A 22,417-nucleotide genomic window follows, 5' to 3' on the forward strand; every position below is an offset into this window, starting at 1 on the left:
GCCGGCGTGGTGCGATCAGATAGCGCGGTGCGGCTCGTTCGCCGGCGGATAACCGCGCCCCTGGCTCCCGTCCTGGGCGCCGAGGTGCGCGCCCTCTTCGCGGCCGGGGACGCCGGGCCGGTCCGGCCGGGGTGGGCGCCGTGGCAGGTGCTCGGCGGTCCTGGCACGGGCAAGACCACGCTGCTGGTCGAGTACGCGGCGGAGCGGATCGCGGCGGGCGTCGACCCGGGGGCGGTGCTGGTCGTCACCTACTCCAAGGAGGCGGCGAACACCGTGCGGGACGCCATCACCGCCCGGCTGCGCCCCGACGACGCGGGCGAGGGCGGCGTGCCGGGCGCCAGCCGCGAGCCGCTGGCCCGCACCCTGCACTCCTACGCCTTCGGCATCCTGCGCCGCCACGCCACCAGGCACGGCAACCCGCCGCCCCGGTTGCTCACCGGCGCCGAGCAGGACGCCGTCGTCCGCGAGCTGCTGCAGGGCGACCTGCTCGACATGGCCGCGGGCGCCCGGCTCTGGCCGCAGCGGCTGCAGCCCGCGCTCGGCCTCGCGGGCTTCGCCGACCAGCTGCGCGACCTCATGCTGCGCGCCACCGAGCGCGGGCTCGGGCCGGAGGACCTGGTCCGGCTCGGCCGCGAGCACGACCGCGCGGAGTGGGTCGCGGCCGGGCACTTCGCCCGCCGGTTCGAGGAGTCGCTGCTGCTGCGCTGGTCGGTCGGGGTGGAGGCGCCGGAGGCGAGCGCGCCCGCGCTGGACGCCGCCGAACTCGTCGGCGCCGCGCTCGACGCGCTCGCCGCCGACCCCGAGCTGCTCGCCGAGGAGCGCGAGCGGCTGCGCCACCTGCTGGTCGACGACGCGCAGCACCTCGACCCGCAGGCCGCGCTGCTGGTCCGCGTCATCGGCGCGGGCTCGGCCACCACCGTGCTCGCGGGCGACCCCGACCAGGCCGTCTACACCTTCCGCGGCGCCGACCCCGCCTTCATCGCCGACCCCGGCGCCCCCGCCGACCGGCGCATCCTGCTGCGCCGCAACCACCGCACCGATGGTCCCATCGAGCTCGCGACAGCCCGCATCGCCGGGCGGTTGCCAGGGAACCCGCCGCACCGCGTGCTCGAGTCCGCGCTGACCGCGGGCGAAGCGGGGAGGGGAGGGGAGGATGCCTCCCCCGCACCGAGCGGCAGTCGAGCCGCCGTCGCGGTCGAACGCGGCCCTGCCGACACCCGACGCGGAAGGGCTGCGGGCGAACCAGACGCTGTTCCCACCCCCCCTCCACCGACCCGAGGCAGGCCCGCCGAACCGGCAAGCGATGCGCGCCGCGCCGGAGAGCCAGGCGATTCGCCCTCGGCCGAAGTGCCTGCCGACCCGCCCTCGGCCGGAGCGCCGGACGACCCGCCCCCCGCCGAGGTGCGGGTCCGGGTGCTGTCGACGCCGGCGAAGGAGGCGGCGCTGGTCGCCGACCACCTGCGCCGGGCGCACCTGCGCGACGGCGTCCCGTGGTCGCGGATGGCGGTGATCCTGCGCTCGGTGCCCACCTCGCTGGCGCCGCTGCGCCGCGCCCTGCTGGCGGCGGGCGTCCCGGTGCACCAGCCAGGCCCGGACGTCCCGCTGGCCCGCCGCCGCGGCGCCGCCTGGCTGCTGCTCGCGGTCCGCGCCCTGCTAGCGGGCGACGAGTCCCGGCGCGGCCCGGACGGTTCCACCGCCCAGCTCTTCGAGCCGGACGACGCGCTCGACCTGCTCGCGGGCCCGCTCGGCGGCGCCGACCAGATCGCGCTGCGCAGGCTCCGCCGTGGCATCCGCCGCGCCGCGCTGGAGCGCGAACCGGACCGGGACGACCGCTCCTCCGCCGAGGCGCTGCGCGACCTCATCGTCGGCACCGGCGACGACGCCCTGCTCGACCGCCTCACCGAGGTCGAGTCGGCCCCGCTGCGCCGCACCCTCACCGCGCTGAAACGCGGCCGGGCCGCCCGCCGCCGCGGCGCCGCCGTCGAGGACGTGCTGTGGGCGCTGTGGACCGGTTCCAAGCTGGAGCGCCGCTGGGTGGCGCAGTCCGAGCGCGGCGGCGCCGTCGGCATGCAGGCCGACCGCGACCTGGACGCCGCCGTCGGGCTCTTCGACGCGGCCGCGGCCTACGTCGACCGGCTGCCCGGCGCCGGCCTGGAGGGGTTCGTCGAGTACGTCACGCAGCAGGAGATCCCGCAGGAGTTCTCCGCCCCGGTCGCTCCCGGCGAGGCGGTGGAGCTGCTCAGCGCGCACGCCGCCGCGGGCCGGGAGTGGGACGTCGTCGCGGTGGCCGCCGTGCAGGAGGGGCTCTGGCCCAACCCGCGCCCGCGCGGCACCCTGCTGCACACCGAGGACCTGGTCGACCTGCACAGCGGGGTCTCCGGCGCGGGCGAGCGGGTGAGCAGGGCGGCGCCGATCCTGGCCGAGGAGCGCAGGCTGCTGCTGGTCGCCTGCAGCAGGGCGCGGCGCTCGCTGCTGGTGACGGCGGTCGAGTCGGTGACCGGCGACCGCGACCTGGTTCCGTCGCGCTTCCTCACCGAGCTGCTCGGGCACACCGAGGACGGCGAGCCCGGCGTGCTCCCGGTGGCCGACCCCGGCCGCGCCCTCGTGCTGCACGCGCTCGTCGCCGAGCTGCGCGGCGCGGTCTGCGACCCCGAGGTGGACGAGGAGCGGCGCGAGCGCGCCGCGCACCAGCTGGCCCGGCTGGCCGCGGCCGGGGTGCGCGGCACGCACCCGGACGAGTGGTACGGCACCGGCGAGCCGAGCACCGCCGAGCCGCTCTGGGATGACGACGGCACCCCGGTGAACCTCTCGCCCTCCACCGTCGAGCTGCTGCGCACCTGCCCGCTGCGCTGGGCGCTGGAGCGCAACGGCGGAAGCGACGGCGAGAACCCGTACGCGCTCAAGGGGAACCTGGTACACACCCTGGTCCAGGCGCTCGCCGGGAAGGTGCCGGAGGAGCGGGTGCGGGACGCGCTCTACGAGGCGTGGGCGAACGTCGAGCCAGGCACCGGCTGGCACTCGCGCCAGGAGCTGCGCCGCACCGAGGGGATGCTGGAGAACTTCCTCGCCTGGTTCCGCGCCACCCGCGCCGAGCTCACCCAGGCCGGGGTGGAGATCGCCGTCGACTGCCTGCTGCCCGCCCGCGCGGAGGGCGAGCCGCCGGTGCGCATCCGCGGCCGGGTGGACCGGCTGGAGCGCGACGCCGACGGCCGCTTCGTCATCGTCGACGTCAAGACCGGCAAGAATCCGGTCACCAGGCAGGCCGCGAGCGACCACGCCCAGCTCGCCACCTACCAGGTCGCCGTCGCGGCGGGCGCCCTGGACGCCGCCCTCGCCGCCGCCGAGAACTCGGACGCCACAGCGGCGTCAGCGGTCGCCCCCAGCAGCGAGCCGACTCCCGGCAGCGAGCCGACTCCCGGCGGTGCGGCGGCGCTTGGCAGTGCGGCGGCGCTCGGCGGTGCGGCGGCGCTCGGCGGCGAGCATGCGCCCGACGCCGGCGCGGCTCCTGACCTCGGCACCACGGCCGGTGGCGGCGTGCCCCCGGACCCCACCGCACCCGAACCCCAGGCGCCCGGCGGCGCCCGACTGGTCTACGTGGCCGTCCCCAACACCAAGCAGGGGGCGGCGGAACGCGCCCAACCCCCACTGGCCGACGAGGCACTCGAGGGCTGGCGCGATACCGTGCACGATGCGGCGGGCGCGACGAAAGGCCCCGGCTTCCGCGCCGTCCGCAACGAGGGATGCAGGCACTGCCCGGTCACCGGGTGCTGCCCGACGCGCGACACGGGGAGGCAGGTGACCGACGAGTGAGCGCCGCAGGCGCGCTACCCGGCCCGGCCGTGACCCCGCACGCACTCGCCGACGCACTCGGCCTCCCGCCGCCGACCGACGAGCAGGCGGCGGTGATCGCGGCCCCGCCCGGCCCGGCCCTCGTGGTCGCGGGCGCGGGCGCGGGCAAGACCGAGACCATGGCGGCCAGGGTGGTCTGGATGGTCGCCAACCGCCTCGTCGCCCCCGACCAGGTGCTCGGCCTCACCTTCACCCGCAAGGCGGCGCAGCAGCTCACCGCCAGAATCCGCACCCGGCTGGCCCGGCTGGCGGGCGCCCCCCTGCTCCGCGACCTCGACCCCGGCGGCGGCCTGCGCGGCTCCCTGGCGGGCGCGGAGCCGGAGATCAGCACCTACCACTCATACGCGGGCAGGCTGCTCACCGAGCACGGCCTGCTGCTCCCGGTGGAGCCCTCCGCCACGCTGCTCACCCAGACCCAGCTCTGGCAGCTCGCGCACCAGGTGGTGCGGAACTGGGAGGGCGAGCTGGACACCGACCGCACCCCGGTCTCGGTGACCGAGGCGGTGCTCGCGCTGAGCGGCCAGCTCGCCGAGCACCTGGTCGAGCCGGAGCAGCTGGCCGAGGCGCACACCGAGCTGGAGAAGCTGGTCTACACCCTGCCCGCGGGGCCGCGGCAGCGCGGCGGCCCGAGCAAGGGGCTGCAGGACATCGTCGGCGTACAGCGCGAGCGGGTCGGGCTGCTCCCGCTGGTGCGGCAGCTGGCCGAGGCGCTGCGCCGCCGCGGCGCGCTGGATTTCGGCTCGCAGATGTCGCTCGCCGCCCGGCTCGCCGCCGAGCACCCCGAGGTCGGCGCCGCCGAGCGGGACCGCTTCCGGCTGGTGCTGCTCGACGAGTACCAGGACACCGGCCACGCCCAGCGCATCCTGCTCGCGGCGCTCTTCGGCGGCGACCGCGCCGAGCCGGACCCGGACCGGCTCCCGCTCGCGGTCACCGCGGTCGGCGACCCCATGCAGTCCATCTACGGCTGGCGCGGCGCCTCCGCCGCCAACCTGCCGCGCTTCACCGACGACTTCCCCGCCGCCCCCGGCGTGCCTGCCCCGACGCTCTCGCTGCTCACCAGCTGGCGCAACCCGCCGGAGCCGCTGGTCCTGGCCAACCTGGTCTCGGAGCCGCTGCGCCGCAGGGCCGTCGATGCGGGCGGCGTCACCGTGGCGCAGCTGCGGGCGGCCCCGCACGCCGGGCCCGGCGCGGTCGCGCTCGCCCTCACCGACACGATCACCGACGAGCGGGCCTGGGTCGCGGAGCGGGTGGCGGCGGAGTGGCGGGCCAACCGCGCGGCGGGCGAGCCGCCGCCGACCTCGGCGGTGCTGGTCCGCCGCAATGCCGACGCCGCCCCGCTGGCCGAGGCGCTGCGCGAGCGGGACCTGCCGGTCGAGATCGTCGGGCTCGGCGGGCTGCTCGCCACCCCCGAGGTCGCCGACGTGGTCGCCACGCTGCGGCTGATCGCCGAGCCGGGCGCGGGCAGCGCCGCGCTGCGGCTGCTCACCGGCGCCCGCTGGCAGCTCGGCATCGCCGACGTGGCCGCGCTGGCCCGCCGCGCCCGCGAGCTCTCCATCGCCCGCCGCCCGGACGAGGCCGCGGGCGACATCACCGACGCCGCCGGGCTCGCCGCCGCGCTGCGCGACGTGGCGCCGGAGCCCGCCGAGCAGGCCGGGCTGGCCGACGCCATCGCCGATCCCGGCCCGGCGCAGAACTACTCGGAACGCGGCCACACCAGGATCGTCGCGCTGGCCAGGGAGCTGGCGGCGCTGCGCGAGCGGGCCGGGCAGCCGCTCACCGAGCTGGTCGCCGACGTCGAGCGCACCATCGGCGTCGCGGTGGAGACCCAGGCCAGGCGGGCCATGCTCGGCGCGGGCGCGGGCCGCGAGCACCTGGACGCCTTCGCCGACGTGGTCTCCGGCTACGCCGCCGACTCCGACGCCACGCTGGCCGGGCTGCTCGCCTTCCTCACCGCCGCCGAGTCGGTGGAGAACGGGCTGGAGCCCGGCGAGATCGAGGTCGCGAAGGACCGGGTGCAGATCCTTACCGTGCACGCCGCCAAGGGGCTGGAGTGGGAGGTCGTCGCGGTGCCGCACATCGCGGCGGGCGTCTTCCCCTCCGGCACCGGCTCCTCCACCTGGCTCGGCGCACCCGCCGAGCTCCCCACCGCGCTGCGCGGCGACCGGGCCACCGCGGACTCGGTCGAGGGCGTCCCCGTGCTCGACCTGCTCGACCTCGGCGACCGCGCCGACCTGGACCGCGCCATCGCCGAGCACAAGGAGGCGCTCTCCGACCGCAGGCTGGACGAGGAGCGGCGGCTCTTCTACGTGGCGCTCACCCGCACCGAGCGGGTGCTGCTGGTCTCCGGCTTCTGGTGGGCCGAGACCGGCACCAAACCCAAAGGGCCGTCCGACTTCCTGCTCGAACTCCGCGCGGCCGGCGAGCACACCGACGGCCTGCTCGAACTCGCGCACTGGGCCGACCCGCCCGAGGACGGCACGGAGAACCCGCTCACCGACGAACCGATCGGCGCCGACTGGCCGCGCGACCCGCTCGGGCACCGGCGCCCCGCGGTGACCGGCGGGGCCGAGCGGGTGCGGACCGCGCTGGCCCGGCTGCGCGCCGCGGATGCCGACCATGCCGTCCCCCCTGGTTCACCGAGCCCGGACGGGCCAAGTGTGGCAGCGGGGTCCGACACCGAACCCGACCCGGACGGCTGGGCCGAGGACGTGGACGCGCTGCTCGCCGAGATCGCGGCCGAGCGCGCGCCCGGGGAGCGCGAGGTCGAGTTGCCCGGCCGGATCCCGGCCACCGCGCTGGTCGACCTGCGCGCCGACCCCGCCGCGCTCGCCGCCCGGCTGCGCAGGCCGCTGCCGTACCCGCCGAACCCGATGGCGCGGCGCGGCACCGCGTTCCACGCCTGGGTGCAGCGCTGGTTCGCCGCCGACCGGCTGCCGGGGCTGGACGAGCTGCCCGGCGCCGCCGATGCCGAACTCGCCGGGCACGACGCCGAGCTCGCCCGCATGCAGGAGCGCTTCCTCGGCTCGTCGTGGGCGAACCGCACCCCGATCGATGTCGAGATCCCCTTCGAGACCACCATCGCCGGCACCGTGGTGCGCGGCCGGATGGACGCGGTCTTCGCCGCCGCCGACGGCGGCTGGACCGTCGTCGACTGGAAGACCGGCGCCGAGCCGGACACCGGTGACGAGCCCGCGCTGGCCATGCAGCTCGCGGTCTACCGCGTCGCCTGGGCCCGGCTCATGGCGGGCCGCACCGGCGCCTCCGAGGCCGAACTGCTCGACCGGGTCACCGCCGCGTTCTACTACGTCCGCACCGGCCGCACCGTCGCCCCCGCGGGCCTCGCGGGCCCCGACGAACTCGCCGAGCTGGTCCGCGCGGCCGCCCCCGCCCGCGAAGGGGACGCCCCCGGCCGAGCCGGGGATTGGACCGAGGACGACCCGGAGGCGTGACGGCCGAGCCCGCTCAGCCCGCTCCGATCCGCTCGGCCCGCTCCGAGCTCGGCCCGGTCGAACTGGGTCGAGCCCGGCCCGGTCGAGCCCGACCCGGTGAGCCCGGTCCAGGCCACCCGGCCCCGGCGAGCGAACTCAGCCCCTGGCGTTCCGACTCACCGAGAGCGCCGTCGTGATCATTGGAATTTGCAGCGGCAACCGCAGGATCGACCCCAGTTTGAACAGCGGCGTCGTCTTCGGATTGGTCACAACGTCCACCGCCATCTGCACGTTCGCCGGGAACACGGCGAGGAAGAGCAGCGCCGCCAGCTTCCCGCCGAGCCCCCTGGTCCGCGGCACCGCCAGCGTGCCCGCGACGGCCAGCTCGGCGACCCCGGAGGCATAGGTGTAGGTGCGCGCCTGCCCCGGCAGCACCGGCGGCACGATCGAGTCGAAGAACTTGGGGGTGACGAAGTGCATCACGCCCGCGCCCGCCAGCCCGGCGGCGAGCAGGAGCGCGGGGCGGCGGGCGGCGTCGGTGGTGGTTGCCATGCCCCACCCTGACATTCGCCCCCCGATCGCGTCGACCCCTGCCCGCCCCGCCGGATCGGTTAGGCTGCCGTCCTGTGCCGGAGGAAGATGCTGAGCTGCGCGATGATCGGCTCGGCGAACGAAGCGGGCGGATCTTCGCCGATCTGCGATTGCGGCCGCGCGCCGTCGGGCTGACCGGACGCCCGGACTTCGCGCTCGTCGGTGTGCTGCGCATCCCTGAGATCCAGGCCAGCCCGTGGATCTCGCTCACCCGCCGGGTGCTGTTCGCGATCTTCCTGCTGTTCTTCGCGGCGCTCGTGGTCTGGCTCGGCCGGGACGGCTACCGCGACAACTCCGGCAACGAGCTGTCCTTCCTGGACGCGTTCTACTACGCCACCGTCTCGCTCTCGACCACCGGCTACGGCGACATCGCGCCGATCTCGCCGAGCGCGCGGCTGGTCAACATCATCGTCATCACCCCGCTGCGGGTCCTCTTCCTCATCGTGCTGGTCGGCACCACCCTCGGCGTGCTGACCGAGCGGTCCCGGCAGGCGTTCAAGATCCAGCGTTGGAGGCACCGCGTGCGCAACCACACCGTCGTCGTCGGCTACGGCACCAAGGGCAGGACGGCGATCGACGCCATGCTCGGCGACAATGTCCAACCCGGCGACATCGTCGTGGTCGACACCGACCTCACCGCGCTGGAGCGGGCCGCCAACGCCGGGCTGGTGACGGTGCACGGCTCGGCCAGCCAGTCCGACGTGCTGCGGCTGGCGGGCGTGCAGAACGCCGCGTCGGTGGTGGTCGCCGCCAACCGCGACGACACCGCGGTGCTGGTCACGCTGACCGCGCGGGAGCTGAACAAGAAGGCCAAGATCGTGGTCGCCATCCGCGAGGCGGAGAACATGCACCTGCTGCGCCAGTCCGGCGCCGACTCGGTGGTCATCTCCTCGGAGACCGCGGGCAGGCTGCTCGGCATCGCCACCACCACCCCGTCGGTGGTGGAGATGATGGAGGACCTGCTCACCCCCGAGCACGGCTTCGCCGTCGCCGAGCGCGAGGTGGAGCTCTCCGAGGTGGGCGGCTCGCCGCGGCACCTCAGCGACATCGTGCTCGGCGTGGTCCGCGGCGGCGACCTGATCCGGGTCGGCGAGCCCGAGGTGGACGCGATCGAGGCGGGCGACAAGCTGCTCTACATCAAACGCGTCGCCAAATAGTTGCGCGCTAGGCTCGACGGGTGTCTTTCACGCTCAAGGACGTTCCGCTGCTGTCCCGCTCCACGATCGACCGGGCCGAGCACATCAGGGCCGACGAACAGGCGCTGAAGGAGGGCTGGGCCCGGGCGCTGCTGCTGCACGTGGACCGGCGCGGCCGGTTCCGCCGCACCGCGGGCGCGCTGGTGCTGGAGCCCGCCGTCGAGTACGCGGCCGAGCCGAGCCCGGCCGCGGTCTTCCTCGGCACCGACCCCGACGGCAGACACCTCTGGGCGATCCGGGAGCCCGAGCTCACCGGCGACCTCACCGACCTGCGCGCCCTCGCGGGCGACCTGGACGACTACACCGCGGGCATCCTCACCGCGGCCATGGCCCTGCTGAACTGGCACGACAAGGCGGGCTTCAGCGGCGCCGACGGGGTGGCGACGGCGGCGAGCCGGGGCGGCTGGTCGCGGACCACCGAGGCCGGGTACGAGGAGTTCCCGCGCATCGACCCCGCGGTGATCTGCCTGATCCACGACGGCGCCGACCGGGTGCTGCTGGCCCGCCAGCACAGCTGGCCGCCCACCTTGTTCTCGCTGCTCGCCGGGTTCGTGGAGGCGGGCGAGTCGCTGGAGCGCTGCGTCGAGCGGGAGATGCTGGAGGAGGTCGGCGTGCACGTGCGCGACATCACCTACCTCGGCAGCCAGCCGTGGCCCTTCCCGCGCTCGCTCATGCTCGGCTTCGCCGCCGTCGGCGACCCGGAGGAGGAGCTGGTCTTCTCGGACGGCGAGATCGCCGAGGCGCACTGGTTCACCCGCGCGGAGGTCAGGGCCGCCCTGGAGCAGGGCGACTGGTCCGCGCGGGAGAGCGGCTCCCGGCTGCTGCTGCCGAGCAGCATCTCCATCGCCCGCACCATCGTGGAGTCCTGGGCGGGCGTGTAGCTCAGGAGGAGATGCCCGCCAGGATTCGCTTGACGTCGACCAGCGTCGGGTTGGTGGCGGTGGAGCCGTCGCTGAACTTCACCGTCGGCACCACGTGGTTGCCGTTGTTGACGCTGCCGACGAACTCGGCGGAGGCCGGATCCTGCTCGATGTCGACCTCGGCATAGGTGATGCCGTTCTCGTCCAGCTGCTTCTTCAGCCTGCGGCAGTAGCCGCACCAGGTGGTCGAGTACATGGTCAGCTGCGGGGTTGCGTCACTCACGTCCGGAACAACGCCGCCGCGGCCGAACCTGTTCCCGCCGGGGGCTGTCGGCGCGCACTGCCATGATGGGAGCCGTGCCAGCCTTCGATCCCGCCGCGCTCGACCCCGAGCAGGCCGCCGCCGTACGGGCCCCGCGCGGGCCGCTGTGCGTGCTCGCGGGCGCGGGCACCGGCAAGACCCGCACCATCACGCACCGCATCGCGCACCTGGTCTCGGCCGGGCACGTCAAGGCCGACCAGGTGCTCGCGGTCACCTTCACCGCCCGCGCGGCGGGCGAGCTGCGCGGGCGGCTGCGCGGCCTCGGGCTCGGCGGCGACGCGGGCCGGGTGCAGGCCCGCACCTTCCACGCCGCCGCGCTACGCCAGCTGCGCTACTTCTGGCCGCAGATCGTGGGCGACGTGCCGTGGCGGCTGATCGACAACAAGTTCCCGCTGGTCGCCAGGGCCGCGCAGGCCGAGGGGCTGCCCGCGGACACCGAGAGCGTGCGCGACCTGCTGAGCGAGATCGAGTGGGCCAAGGCCTCGCTGATCGCCCCCGAGGACTACCCGGCGGCGGTCGCCGAGCGCCGCCGCGACACCCCGCGCGAGGCGATCCGGGTGGCCAGGGTCTACGACGCCTACGAGACCGGCAAGTCCTCCGCGGACGGCATGCTGCTCGACTTCGACGACCTGCTGCTGCACACCGCGGCCGCGCTGGAGGACTACCCGGCGGTGGCCGACGAGTTCCGCGAGCGCTACCGCAGCTTCGTGGTGGACGAGTACCAGGACGTCACCCCGCTGCAGCAGCGGGTGCTCGACTCCTGGCTCGGCGAGCGCGACGACCTGACCGTCGTCGGCGACGCCAACCAGACCATCTACTCCTTCACCGGCGCCAGCCCGCGCTACCTGCTCGACTTCTCCCGGCGCTTCCCGGAGGCGACCGTGGTCCGGCTGGAGCGCGACTACCGCTCGACACCGCAGGTGGTCTCGCTGGCGAACCGGGTGATCGGCGCCGCCCGCGGCCGGATCGCGGGCACCAGGCTGCAGCTCATCGGCCAGCGCGCGGACGGCCCGGAGCCGGTCTTCGCCGAGTACGACGACGCCCCCGCCGAGGCCGCCGCGGTGGCGAAGGGGATCGAGCGGCTGATCGCGGCGGGTACCCCCGCCGCCGAGATCGCGGTGCTCTTCCGGATCAATGCCCAGTCCGAGGCGTACGAGGAGGCGCTCGGCGCGCGCGGCATCCCCTACCAGGTGCGCGGCGGCGAGGCCTTCTTCCACCGGGCCGAGATCAAGCAGGGCGTCGCGGCGCTGCGCCGGGCCGCCGAGCGCGACGACCTGCCGGAGGCGGCGCGGCGCGGCGCCGCGCTGGCCACGCTCACCCGCGCGGCGCTCGCCCCGCTCGGGCTCACCGCCGATGAGCCCGCGGGCGCGGGCGCGCGGGAGCGCTGGTCCGGGCTGACCGCGCTGGCCGGGCTGGTCGACGAGCTGGTCGCGCACGAGCCCGAGCTGGACGCGCCCGGCCTGCTGCGCGAGCTCGCCGCCCGCTCGGAGGCCAGGCACCCGCCGACCGTGCAGGGCGTCACGCTGGCCTCGCTGCACGCCGCCAAGGGGCTGGAGTGGGACGCCGTCTACCTGGTCGGGCTGACCGACGGCATGCTGCCGATCGGGCACGTGCTCGGCGACGACGGCTCGGTCGCCGACCAGCACCAGCTGGAGGAGGAGCGCAGGCTGCTCTACGTCGGCGTTACCCGCGCCCGCGAGCACCTGCAGCTCTCCTGGGCGCTGGCCCGCGGCGCGGGCGGCAGGCGCAACCGGCGCCGCTCCCGCTTCCTGACCGGGCTGGTGCCGGAGGACTCGCCCGCCTCGCGGATCGCCGCGGCGGCCGAGCCCGCCCGCACCGCCGAGCGCCCGCTCTGCCGGGTCTGCGGCAAGCCGCTGATCGGCACCTACGCGACCATGCTCGGCCGCTGCAAGCGCTGCCCGGCCGAGCTGGACGCCGAGCTGCTCGCCGCGCTGCGCGACTGGCGCGGGGAGAAGGCCGAGGCCTTGCGGGTGCGCGAGTTCACCGTCTTCACCGACCTCACGCTCACCGCCATCGCCGAGCAGCTGCCCGCCGACGACGCCGCGCTCGCGGGCATCGCGGGCGTCGGCGCGGGCAAGCTCGAGCAGTACGGCGCCGACGTGCTCGCGATCGTGCGCTCGCGGCGCCGCCATACCACCCGCGCCGAACCCGCGAATGCCCCTGAAACTGCAGGTAGAAAATAGGTTGTGGCGTTGTGGTTCACCCGCCTATGGTTGATGAGCGCGCAACGGGAGGTCTCTCCCGCGCGCACCGACCGGGCTCGCACCCGGTGAACACGGAACACGACGACCGACGAGTACAGGAGGGAGGCAGACCAGTGGACAACATCACGATCTTCGGCAGCACCGGGACCGGCACCGCACCGCGCGGTGGCGAAGCCGTGCGCGTCGACGGCGCGATGGGCAAAGCCATGTCGGCCTCCCGGGGGATCCTCGCCGTGCAGGGGATCGGTCTGTCCGGTGTCGGCGGTGGCAATGCGCAGGTCTGCGATACGCACGGCATGCGACTGCCCGTTTACGCCATTTCGCAGGACAAGCCCAGCGCAGGCTGGCAGCCCGCATTCGCCGAGGAGCTCGGCAATGCGGCAGCACGCCTCCGCACCGCACACCCAGCGTCCGTGATCAGGATTCGACAGAGATGTCGACTTAGGTAGGGAATTCTCCCCGACCTCCTGGCCACGGATCGCACCAGCGAAATCGTGGCCAGTATTCTCCGGCTTCTTCAGCCGCAGTGGCACCGGTTTCGCACCGAACATCCGAACCGCTGCAACGAGCTGAAGGAGAACGACGTGTTCACCGCCCAGGAATGGCCGTCGGCCGCTACTGACGTGACATGCCGGACCGTGGCCCAGCCCCCGCGCGCCTGCGCGGCGGCCACCCTGCCCTGCCGAGCAGGCGACCCCGACCTGTGGTTCGCCGAGAGCCCGGTCCAGCTGGAAGAGGCCAAGGCGCTGTGCGCCAGCTGCCCGATCCGGAAGCGCTGCCTGAGCGCCGCCATCGACCGGCGCGAGCCGTGGGGCGTCTGGGGCGGCGAGATCTTCGACCAGGGGGTCGTGATCGCCCGCAAGCGGCCGCGTGGCCGGCCGCGTAAGGTCGCGATCCCGGCATGAGGACCGGCTTTCCGACTGTCCGCCGACGAACCGCTCACCGTTTTCCGGTGGGCGGTTCGTTGGTTTCGGGGGTCAGGCCGGCGACGGCTCCTCGGTGAAGCCGGGCATCCACTCCCGCGCCAGCTGCATGAAGGGCAGCTCGGCGTCGAGCTGGGCCAGGATGCCGATCGAGCCGCCGAGCACCCGGAAGATCATCACGTACTCCGCCGGAAGTTGCAGCGCCCGTGCGGTTTTCATCTCCGCGCTGGAGATGTTCGATGCCTTGCCCGCGACCCGCTGCATCCACTGCCTGGTGAAGTGGAACGAGTCGGCCTTGATCGGGTCGGTGAAGGGGCGCAGGTAGTCCGCGATCTCCCGGTGCGTCACCGTGCGGCCGGGGATCACCCAGCCGTTGTCGTGCATGAACGCGGTCAGCTCCTCGTACCGCTCCGCGACCGAGAGCGTCAGCATCCGGCCCAGCTCCGGGGGGAAACCGTTCGGCAGCGGGGCGCAGGCGCCGAAGTCGATCACCGCGAGCCTGCCGTCCGGCAGCATCATGAAGTTGCCGGGGTGCGGGTCGGCGTGCAGCAGCCCGGCCCTGGCGGGCGAGGAGAAGTGGAAGGTGCCGAGCAGCGCGGCCACCCGGTTGCGCAGCTCCACCGTGCCCGCCGGGTCGTCGGCGCCCGCCCGGATGATGCCGGAGAGCGGGGTGCCGGTGACCCACTCGGTGACGATCACCTTGGGCGAGCCCGCGACCACCCTGGGGATCACGTAGTCGGGGTGGTCGGCGAAGGCCTTGGCGAAGGCGCGCTGGTGGCTGGCCTCGTTCCGGTAGTCCAGCTCCTCCTCGGTGCGCTCGGTGATCTCGGCGAGCACCGGCTTGACGTCGGCGCCGGGGATGACCGAGGCGAACAGCCCGGACATCCGGGAGAGCGTCTTGAGATCGGCGCGCAGCGCCTCGTCGGCGCCGGGGTACTGCACCTTCACCGCGACCTGGCGGCCGTCCGACCACACCGCGCGGTGCACCTGCCCGATGCTCGCCGACGCCGTCGGCTCGTCGTCGAACTCGCTGAACCGCTCCCGCCAGCGGGTGCCGAGCTGCTGGTCGAGCACCCGGTGCACGGTGGCGGTCGGCATCGGCGGGGCCGCGGCCTGCAGCTTGGTCAGCGCCTCGCGGTAGTGCTCGCCGAACTCCTCGGGAACCGCCGCCTCCATGACGCTCAGCGCCTGGCCGAACTTCATGGCGCCGCCCTTGAGCTCGCCGAGCACGGAGAAGAGCTGCTCGGCCGCCTTCTGGTTCAGGTCGGCGCTGATCTCGGTGCGGTCGCCGCCCGCCAGCCGCCTGCCGAAGCCAACGGCGGCGCGGCCAGCGATCCCGAGTGGAATCTTGGCTAACTTCGCGTTGCGGGATGAGCTGCGGCGCGCAATGTCGGACACAGTTCCCATCATGGCCGAAACCTCCCCGGCCGTGCCACGAAAATCGGTGGTCTGTGCGCCACACCCCGGTCCGTACCCCGGCTCGGTCACCCCACCGCCGCGCCTCCGCGCTGGTCCGGCGGGTACCCGCCGCCGGCCACCCGGCGCCCTCACGCGGCGGGCCCCGCCGCGACCAGCCTGCAGCCGCACTCCGGGTGCGGGCGCCAGCGCCTGCTGTGCACGGCGTGCGAATCCGGGTCCGGCTCCAGCGTCGCGTCCAGCGTCTGCGGCTCGCGGCGGGTGGAACATGCGAAGATCGCCTCCAGCTCGGTGAGCGCGAGCGCGCCGGTCCTGGCGACCATGGCGGGCGAGGCCGCGCCGACCCGGTCCAGCAGCTGCGCGGCCAGGTGCGGCCACTCGGCGTCGCCGCCGCTGCGGGTCAGGTCGGCGCAGCGCAGGCAGCTGGTCGCGCCGGGCAGCACCAGCGGCCCGACCACGCCGCGGCCGTCCCGGATCCGGACCGGCAGGTGCGCGATCCTGGCCAGCACCAGGTCGGCGCCGAGCCGCGGGTCGATCACCAGGGTATCGGTGAGGATCACCAGGTCCTCGCGCCAGCTCCGCACCTCGGCGCGGCGGTAGCCGCCGGGCGAGCGGGCCGGGTGCAGCCCCTCCGCGCCGAGCCAGCCCAGCACCAGGTCGGTGAGCGGGCCGCGGCCGTGCACCCGAACGGTGCGGACCAGCGCCGGGCCGTCGGCCGGGCGGACCAGCAGCCCGGCATCGTCCACCGCGTCCAGCAGCGCGCCCGCCTGCTCCGGCGCGAGCCCGAGCTCGCCCGCGCGCCAGAGCACCTGCGGCCTGGTCTGCAACCCGTCCAGCCCGCGCAGGAAGCGCTCGACGGCGGCGGGGTCCAGCCCGGGCGGGCGCAGCACGACGGCGCGCTCGGGATCCCAGCCGAGCTGGATCGACCCGGAGGGGCGGACCAGGATGGCGACCCCCGGCTGCAGCAGGGGCCCTCGCGGTGGTGGCGTCATGCCGAGCAGTATTGCCATCCCGGCCTGCTCCGGCGGCCGTCCACGGCGGAGTTATCCACAGGATCGCCCCTGTTCACAGGGGCATTCGCTCAGGACTTGCCGGAGTCCCCGTCTGCCTCCGGCTCGGACGGCTTCTCCGCCTGCTCCCTGCGCTCGCGCTCCTCGGTAGCGGCGAGCTGCGCGAGCGGGTCGTCGAAGCTGGAGGCGGTGCCGCCGAGCACCCCGTCGATGAAGCCGGCCGGGTTGTCCAGGTCGTCCGAGCCGGGCAGCAGATCCGGGTGCGCCCACACCCCGTCGCGGGCGTCGACGCCCGCGTCGTCGGTGAGCCGCCGCCAGAGCGCCGCCGCCTCGCGCAGCTTGCGCGGCCGCAGCTCCAGGCCGACCAGGGTGGCGAAGGTCTGCTCGGCCGGGCCGCCGGTGGCGCGCCTGCGCCGCAGCGTCTCGGCGAGCGCGCCCGCGCCGGGCAGCCGATCGCCGAGCGCCTCGGCCACCACCACCTGCACCCAGCCCTCGATCAGGGCGAGCAGCGTCTCCAGCCGCTCCAGCGCCAGCTTCTGCTCCGGCGTGGTCTGCGGCTCGAAGGCGCCCGCGGCCAGGATCTCCTCCAGCTTGGACGGATCGGCCAGCGCCATCGGGTCCAGGTTCTGCGCCGCCTGCTCCAGCGCGGAGAAGTCCATCCTGATGCCGCGCGCGTAGCTCTCCACCGCGCCGAGCACCTGCTGGCGCAGCCACGGGACGTGCGCGAAGAGCCGCTGGTGCGCGGCCTCGCGGGCGGCGAGGAAGACCAGGATCTCGCTCTCCGGCTGCTCCAGCCCCGCGCTGAACTCGGCGACGGCGGCGGGCAGCAGCGCGGCGGTGCCGTCCGGGCCGAGCGGCAGCCCGATGTCGGTGGAGGTCAGCACCTCCTTGGCGAGCTGGCCGAGCGCCTGGCCCAGCTGCGAGCCGAAGGCCATGCCGCCCATCTGGGTCATCATGCCGAGCAGCGGCCCGGCGAACTGCTTGGCCTCCTCCGGCAGCTGGCTGGTCCACATGCCGCCGAGCTGCTCGGCGACCGGGTCGCAGAGCCGCTGCCAGGTGGGCAGCGTCTGCTCGATCCACTCGGTGGCGGTCCAGGCGACGGTGCGGGTCGCGCCCGCGGGCAGCGTGGTCGCGCCGTCCAGCCAGAGCTCGGCCAGGTGCGCGGCGTCCGCGACGGCCTTCTTCTGCTGCTCGGAGACGGGGTTGCCCGCGGTGCCGAGCTGCTGGCGGGCCAGCCGCTTGGCGACGTCGTAGTTCACCGGGCCCGAGCCGCCTGCGGCCTGCGTGCCGACGCCGCTGAACATCTGGCCGAGCTGGGTGAACATCTGCCCGAGCTGCGAGGGGTCGAAGCCGGGGCTGGGCGCGCCCGCCCCCGCCGCGCCTGCCCCGGCCGGGCCCGCCCCGCCGAAGAGGAAGCCGAAGGGATTGCCCGCGCCGCCGAACGGATTGCCCGCGCCGCCGAAGGGGGTGCCTGCACCGCCGGGCGTGTTGCCCGGGTCGCCGGACGGGGTGCCGCCGGACGGCTCGCCCCCCTTGCCGCCACCGGGGTTGCCGCCGCCCGCACCGGGCTCGTCGCCGCGCCGCTCCCTGTCGTCGTCGCGGTTCGAGAAGCCGAACGGGATGTCACTCATGTCCCCAACGGTACGCGGAACCCCGCCCACCTCTGTGTTCGCGCAGCGCGAAACCGTTGCGGACAGCCCGGCGGGCCGGTGCCGCGCCGGGCGCCGCCCGCTCATTACTGTGGTCCGGGTGAATCGCCGCATCCTCACCCTGCTGGCCGCGCTCGTCCCGGTGCTCGTGCTCGGGCTGGCGGGCAGCGTCTTCACGGTGCCGTTCGTCGCGCTCGGCCCCGGCCCCACCTTCAACACCCTCGGCGAGGTGGACGGCAAGCAGGTGGTCGACGTGCAGGGCACCGAGGTGGACCCGACCACCGGGAACCTGAACATGACCACGGTCTCGGTGCGCGACCGGCTCAATATCTTCGAGGCGTTCGGCTTCTGGGTCAGCGGCGAGCACGGGCTGGTCCCGCGCGCCGAGGTCTACCCGCCCGGCGTGCCGCGCGAGGAGATCGACCGCTCCAACCAGCAGGAGTTCGAGAACTCCGAGGCCGACGCCGAGGTGGCGGCGCTGAACTTCCTGAAGCTGCCGACGGTCGTGCTGGTCGGCGAGGTGGTCGAGGACGGGCCCGCCAACGGGGTGCTGCGCGCCGGTGACGAGCTGATCAGCATCGACGGCGCCCCGGTCGGCGCGCCCGCGGACGTGGTGGCGGCGGTCTCCGCGCGCAAGCCGGGCGACGTGCTGAACGTGCTGGTCCGCCGCGACACCGCGGAGCAGCCGCTCGCGGTCACGCTCGGCGCCCGCCCGGACGACGCCGCCAAGGGGTACCTCGGGATCACCCCGACCGAGGGCGCGCGCCCCCCGCTCCAGGTCACCTTCAACCTGGCCGACATCGGCGGGCCGTCGGCGGGGCTCATGTTCAGCCTCGCGCTGATCGACAAGCTCTCGCCGGGCGAGCTGGACAACGGGCGCTTCGTCGCGGGCACCGGGACCATCGACCAGGAAGGCGCGGTCGGGCCGATCGGCGGCATCCAGTACAAGATGATGGCGGCGCGGGACGAGGGCGCCGAGACCTTCCTGGTCCCGGCCGCCAACTGCGCCGAGGCGCGGCAGCGCACCCCCGAGGGGTTGCAGCTGGTCAAGGTCGAGACGCTCGCGGGCGCCGTCCAGTCCCTCGCCGACATCGGCGCAGGTCGGGAGACCGCGAACTGCGGCTGAGCCGCCTGCACCGGGGATCGGCCGGGCGCGGCTCCGGCCGGAGCCGTGGGCTCGGCCCCAGCGCCTCAGTCCAGGGTGTGCCGGAGCGCCTCGACCACGTTGGGCGCGAGGTCGGGGTAGGTGCGCAGGTCCAGGTCGCCGAAGTCGTCGGTCTCGGCGTCCTCGTCCGGGCGCACCTGCAGCAGGCAGAGCGAGGTCCCGCCGCGCAGCACCGCGGCGAAGAGCCTGGCCTCCCGCCGCCCCGGGTGCTCGGCGGCGGCGGTGCGCGCCGCCGCGTCCGCGGCGTCGGGGTCGGCGAGCAACGGCGCCAGCGCGTCGTCCAGCGCCGTCTCGGCGTCCGGCGGGAGCACCACGATCTCCTGCACCAGCAGGCAGCCGCTCACCGCGGGCGGCCAGGTGGTGGTCGCCAGGAACTCGTCGAGCGCCCACGACCCGCCGCTGATGTCCTCCGGGAAGGGCTCCTGCGCGATCGGCGTGTACTCCGCGCCCTGGTCCAGCTGATCCACCAGGCCGGGCTCGGCCGCGACGAGGTCACCGGTCGGTACCAGCGCGAAGATCTGCGGCGGTCTGCCCCAGCCCTCGGCGTCCACGAATTCGGCGACCTCCCGGACGGAGCGGGCAAGGGCGAGTTCGGCGTGCAGGTCAGCGGTCACGTCGCACATCCTGTCAAATTCGCCCCTGGCACCGGCACAGTGTCCGATTTCCGTAGAGTGGGCTGCGGGCGGTCCGGTAACGGCCCGCGCACACCATCCACCGGACCCTGGAGCGTGGCATCGTGGGCATGCGCCCCCCCACCGGCTTACCATCGCTGACCCGCCGCAGCCGCGTGCTGCTGGTCGCGGCCGTCGTGCTCGCGGCGCTGCTGCTGCTCGGGCCGCGGCTGGTCGAGACCTATACCAACTGGCTGTGGTTCGGGGAGGTGGGGTACCGGGGCGTCTTCCTGACCGTGCTGCGCAGCAGGCTGCTGCTGTTCGCCGCGGTCGCCGTCTTCGTCGGGCTGGTGGTGTGGCTGGCGCTGCTGCTCGCCTACCGCTCGCGGCCGGTCTTCGTCCCGGTCGCCGGGCCGAACGACCCGATCGCGCGGTACCGCACCACGGTGATGAGCAGGCTGCGGCTGTTCGGGATCGGCATCCCGGTGCTGCTCGGGCTGCTCTCCGGGCTGGTCGCGCAGTCGAACTGGGTGACGCTGCAGCTCTTCCTGAACGGCGGCTCGTTCGGCACCGAGGACCCGCAGTTCCACATCGACGTCGGCTTCTACGCCTTCGACCTGCCCTTCTACCGGATGGTGCTGAACTGGCTCTTCGTCGCCGTGGTGATCGCCTTCTTCGCGAACCTGGTGACGCACTACATCTTCGGCGGGCTGCGGCTGAGCGGCCGCGAGGGCACGCTGACCACCGCCGCGCGGGTCCAGCTGGCGCTGCTCGCGGGCATCTTCGTGCTGCTCAAGGCGGTGGCGTACTGGTTCGACCGGTACGAGCTGCTCTCCAGCGCCAGGAAGGAGCCCACCTTCTTCGGCGGCTCGTTCACCGACATCAACGCGGTGCTCCCGGCCAAGCTCATCCTGCTCGCCATCGCGGTGATCTGCGCGATCGCCTTCTTCGCCGGGGTGGTGCTGCGCGACCTGCGGGTGCCCGCCATGGCGGCGGCGCTGCTCGTGCTCTCCTCGATTCTGGTCGGTTCGGTGTACCCGCTGCTGGTGGAGCAGTTCTCGGTGCGCCCGAACGCGGCGGACAAGGAGAGCGAGTACATCGAGCGGAACATCGACGCCACCCGCAAGGCGTACGGCATCACCGATGACAAGATCGAGTACCAGGACTACAAGGGCGACGGCACCAGGAACCCGGTCGACGTGCCCGCCGACGTCCAGACCATCGAGAAGATCCGGCTGCTCGACCCGAACATCCTCTCCCGCACCTTCACCCAGCAGAAGCAGCTGAAGAACTTCTATGGCTTCCGCGACCCGCTGGACATCGACCGCTACACCATCGACGGCGAGGTGCAGGACTACATCGTCGGCGCGCGCGAGCTCACCCCGAGCAGCCTGACCGGCAACCAGACGGACTGGATCAACCGGCACACCGTCTACACGCACGGCGACGGCTTCGTCGCGGCCCCGGCGAACCGGGTGAACCGCCCGCCCGCCCAGGACGCGGCCGCCGCGGGCAGCACCGACACCGGCTACCCGGAGTACACGGTGACCAGCGACCTGGCCACGCCGAAGGAGAACCAGCTGATCGAGGTCGATCAGCCGCGCATCTACTTCGGCGAGCTCATCTCGCAGACCGACGCCGACTACGCCATCGTCGGCCAGGTGGACGGGCAGGGCCCGCGCGAGTACGACAGCGACGTCGCGCAGTTCACCTACGACGGCGCGGGCGGCGTCCCGATCGGGAACTGGGTCAACCGGCTCGCCTTCGCTGCCAAGTACGCCGAGCGCAACATCCTGCTCTCCGGCGCCATCGGCGACGAATCCAAGATCATCTTCAACCGCAACCCGCGCGAGCGGGTGGAGAAGGTGGCGCCCTGGCTGACCGCCGACGGCGACATCTACCCGACCGTGGTGGACGGCCGGATCAAGTGGATCGTCGACGCCTACACCACCCTGGACGCCTACCCCTACGCGCAGCGCACCTCGCTGGAGGGCGCGGTCGAGGACAGCATCGACCAGAAGACCGGTCGCATGCTCCCGCGCGAGGAGGTCAGCTACATCCGCAACTCGGTGAAGGCGACCGTCGACGCCTACGACGGCACCGTCACGCTCTACGAAGTGGACGCCAACGACCCCGTGCTGCAGGCCTGGCGCGGCGTCTTCCCGGACGTGGTCAAGCCGGAGAGCGAGATCAGCCCCGAGCTGCGCGCGCACTTCCGCTACCCGGCGGACCTGTTCAAGGTGCAGCGCGAGATGCTGTCCAAGTACCACGTGAACGACCCGCGCGAGTTCTTCACCAACAACGCCTTCTGGTCGGTGCCCGCCGACCCGACGGTGGAGGGAAGCACCGGCGCGCTCCCGCCCTACTACATGCTCATGGGCGACCCGGAGACCGGCAAGCCGGTCTTCAACCTGACCAGCGCGATGGTCGGCTACAACCGGCAGTTCCTCTCGGCCTACATCTCGGTGCGCTCGGACCCGGAGGACTACGGCAAGTTCACCATCCTGCGGCTGCCCACCGATTCGCAGACCCAGGGCCCGCAGCAGACGCAGAACTCGATGACGACCTTCCCGCCGGTGTCGAGCGACCGCACGCTGCTGGCGTCGAACAACATCAAGTACGGCAACCTGCTCACCCTGCCGATCGCCCAGGGCGGCATCCTCTACGTCGAGCCGCTCTACACCGAGCCGCGCAACGCACCGCCGTCGGCGACCTTCCCGCAGCTGGCGAAGGTGCTGGTCAGTTACAAGGAGCCGGGGTCGAACAGCCCCAAGGTCGGCTACGCCTCCACGCTGGAGGAGGCGCTGAACCAGATCCTGCCCGGCGTCGGCGGGGTGGCGACCAAGCCCGGCTCCGCCGCGCCGAGCACCGGTAGCGGCACCACGCCCCCCGACCAGGGCAGCAGCACGCCGCCGCCCGCCAACGGCGGCACCGCGCCCCCGCCGCCCGCCTCCACGGCGGACCGGGATGCCGCCGCCGCGGAGCTGAACCGCAGGATCGAGGCGGCGCGCGCGGCCATGCGCACCGGGAACTTCGAGCAGTTCGGCCAGGCGCTGGACGAGCTGGAGGCCGCGGTCAAGGCATACCAGGACGCCGGCCGGTAGTTCGGAACGACAAGGGCCCCCGTCACCAAGTGACGGGGGCCCCTGTCATGACCACCACGTTCGCGGCC

The 22,417-nt window shown here is 74.1% G+C and carries 15 protein-coding genes; 9 read left to right on the plus strand and 6 right to left on the minus strand.

Features of this window, described 5'->3' with window-relative positions; genetic code table 11:
- The first annotated feature begins 27 nt into the window (after nt 1–27).
- Together ACFUUZ_RS21065 and ACFUUZ_RS21070 are read left to right on the plus strand one after the other, a co-directional pair.
- Nucleotides 28–3,810 (plus strand): PD-(D/E)XK nuclease family protein, encoded by a 3,783-nt coding sequence (locus tag ACFUUZ_RS21065; protein ID WP_378698674.1) that lies wholly within the window; start codon nt 28–30, stop codon nt 3,808–3,810.
- Nucleotides 3,741–7,298 carry an ATP-dependent helicase gene (locus tag ACFUUZ_RS21070; protein ID WP_378698676.1) on the plus strand — a complete coding sequence of 1,186 codons (3,558 nt, stop codon included), beginning with the start codon at nt 3,741–3,743 and terminating at the stop codon, nt 7,296–7,298. The genes ACFUUZ_RS21065 and ACFUUZ_RS21070 overlap by 70 nt, the downstream gene beginning before the upstream one ends.
- A gap of 135 nt (nt 7,299–7,433) precedes the next feature.
- Here the strand turns inward: ACFUUZ_RS21070 and ACFUUZ_RS21075 are convergent, their stop codons facing one another.
- Nucleotides 7,434–7,829, minus strand: a complete 396-nt coding sequence (locus tag ACFUUZ_RS21075) for a hypothetical protein (RefSeq protein ID WP_378698678.1) — start codon at nt 7,827–7,829, stop codon at nt 7,434–7,436.
- Nucleotides 7,830–7,972: 143 nt separating this feature from the next.
- On the opposite strand from ACFUUZ_RS21075, the gene ACFUUZ_RS21080 reads away from it, so the two are divergent.
- Nucleotides 7,973–9,025, plus strand: a complete 1,053-nt coding sequence (locus tag ACFUUZ_RS21080) for a potassium channel family protein (protein WP_378698703.1) — start codon at nt 7,973–7,975, stop codon at nt 9,023–9,025.
- A gap of 20 nt (nt 9,026–9,045) precedes the next feature.
- Nucleotides 9,046–9,945, plus strand: coding sequence for an NAD(+) diphosphatase (gene nudC, locus ACFUUZ_RS21085; protein WP_378698679.1), 900 nt, complete (start codon nt 9,046–9,048; stop codon nt 9,943–9,945).
- Between the two features lies 1 nt (nt 9,946).
- Here nudC and ACFUUZ_RS21090 read toward each other — a convergent pair whose 3' ends face one another.
- The gene (locus ACFUUZ_RS21090; protein WP_378698705.1) at nt 9,947–10,180 is read right to left on the minus strand and encodes a mycoredoxin; all 234 of its coding nucleotides are present in this window, start codon (nt 10,178–10,180) and stop codon (nt 9,947–9,949) included.
- A 92-nt stretch (nt 10,181–10,272) separates the two neighbouring features.
- On the opposite strand from ACFUUZ_RS21090, the gene ACFUUZ_RS21095 reads away from it, so the two are divergent.
- The 3 genes from ACFUUZ_RS21095 (at nt 10,273) to ACFUUZ_RS21105 (ending at nt 13,376) form a co-directional block, all read left to right on the plus strand.
- Entirely contained in the window at nt 10,273–12,450 is a 2,178-nt protein-coding gene (locus ACFUUZ_RS21095; RefSeq protein ID WP_378698681.1) for an ATP-dependent DNA helicase UvrD2, read from the plus strand.
- Between the two features lie 134 nt (nt 12,451–12,584).
- Nucleotides 12,585–12,920, plus strand: coding sequence for a hypothetical protein (locus ACFUUZ_RS21100; RefSeq protein ID WP_378698683.1), 336 nt, complete (start codon nt 12,585–12,587; stop codon nt 12,918–12,920).
- 135 nt (nt 12,921–13,055) lie between these two features.
- The gene (locus tag ACFUUZ_RS21105) at nt 13,056–13,376 is read left to right on the plus strand and encodes a WhiB family transcriptional regulator (RefSeq protein ID WP_378698707.1); all 321 of its coding nucleotides are present in this window, start codon (nt 13,056–13,058) and stop codon (nt 13,374–13,376) included.
- A gap of 72 nt (nt 13,377–13,448) precedes the next feature.
- Here ACFUUZ_RS21105 and ACFUUZ_RS21110 read toward each other — a convergent pair whose 3' ends face one another.
- From ACFUUZ_RS21110 to ACFUUZ_RS21120, 3 genes are all read right to left on the minus strand, one after another.
- Nucleotides 13,449–14,804, minus strand: coding sequence for an ABC1 kinase family protein (locus ACFUUZ_RS21110; protein WP_378698685.1), 1,356 nt, complete (start codon nt 14,802–14,804; stop codon nt 13,449–13,451).
- A 137-nt stretch (nt 14,805–14,941) separates the two neighbouring features.
- Nucleotides 14,942–15,820: a hypothetical protein gene (locus tag ACFUUZ_RS21115; protein ID WP_378698687.1), complete on the minus strand. Its 879-nt coding sequence runs from the start codon at nt 15,818–15,820 to the stop codon at nt 14,942–14,944.
- 71 nt (nt 15,821–15,891) lie between these two features.
- Nucleotides 15,892–17,451 (minus strand): zinc-dependent metalloprotease, encoded by a 1,560-nt coding sequence (locus ACFUUZ_RS21120; protein WP_378698689.1) that lies wholly within the window; start codon nt 17,449–17,451, stop codon nt 15,892–15,894.
- 118 nt (nt 17,452–17,569) lie between these two features.
- Between ACFUUZ_RS21120 and ACFUUZ_RS21125 the strand changes: the two genes are divergently transcribed.
- Nucleotides 17,570–18,595, plus strand: coding sequence for a PDZ domain-containing protein (locus ACFUUZ_RS21125; protein ID WP_378698691.1), 1,026 nt, complete (start codon nt 17,570–17,572; stop codon nt 18,593–18,595).
- A 65-nt stretch (nt 18,596–18,660) separates the two neighbouring features.
- On the opposite strand, the gene ACFUUZ_RS21130 is transcribed toward ACFUUZ_RS21125, so the two are convergent.
- Entirely contained in the window at nt 18,661–19,248 is a 588-nt protein-coding gene (locus ACFUUZ_RS21130; protein WP_378698693.1) for a PPA1309 family protein, read from the minus strand.
- A 122-nt stretch (nt 19,249–19,370) separates the two neighbouring features.
- On the opposite strand from ACFUUZ_RS21130, the gene ACFUUZ_RS21135 reads away from it, so the two are divergent.
- The gene (locus tag ACFUUZ_RS21135; protein WP_378698695.1) at nt 19,371–22,349 is read left to right on the plus strand and encodes a UPF0182 family protein; all 2,979 of its coding nucleotides are present in this window, start codon (nt 19,371–19,373) and stop codon (nt 22,347–22,349) included.
- Nucleotides 22,350–22,417: the final 68 nt, after the last annotated feature.

The organism is Nocardia sp. NPDC057353 (assembly GCF_042667085.1).
Taxonomy (GTDB): domain Bacteria; phylum Actinomycetota; class Actinomycetes; order Mycobacteriales; family Mycobacteriaceae; genus Nocardia.

Coding starts and splice junctions, on each gene's coding strand:
- ACFUUZ_RS21070 (WP_378698676.1), top strand. CDS start 3,741: ATGCAGGCACTGCCCGGTCACCGGGTGCTGCCCGACGCGCGACACGGG.
- ACFUUZ_RS21075 (WP_378698678.1), bottom strand. CDS start 7,829: ATGGCAACCACCACCGACGCCGCCCGCCGCCCCGCGCTCCTGCTCGCC.
- ACFUUZ_RS21090 (WP_378698705.1), bottom strand. CDS start 10,180: ATGTACTCGACCACCTGGTGCGGCTACTGCCGCAGGCTGAAGAAGCAG.
- ACFUUZ_RS21095 (WP_378698681.1), top strand. CDS start 10,273: ATGGGAGCCGTGCCAGCCTTCGATCCCGCCGCGCTCGACCCCGAGCAG.
- ACFUUZ_RS21110 (WP_378698685.1), bottom strand. CDS start 14,804: ATGATGGGAACTGTGTCCGACATTGCGCGCCGCAGCTCATCCCGCAAC.
- ACFUUZ_RS21115 (WP_378698687.1), bottom strand. CDS start 15,820: ATGGCAATACTGCTCGGCATGACGCCACCACCGCGAGGGCCCCTGCTG.
- ACFUUZ_RS21120 (WP_378698689.1), bottom strand. CDS start 17,451: ATGAGTGACATCCCGTTCGGCTTCTCGAACCGCGACGACGACAGGGAG.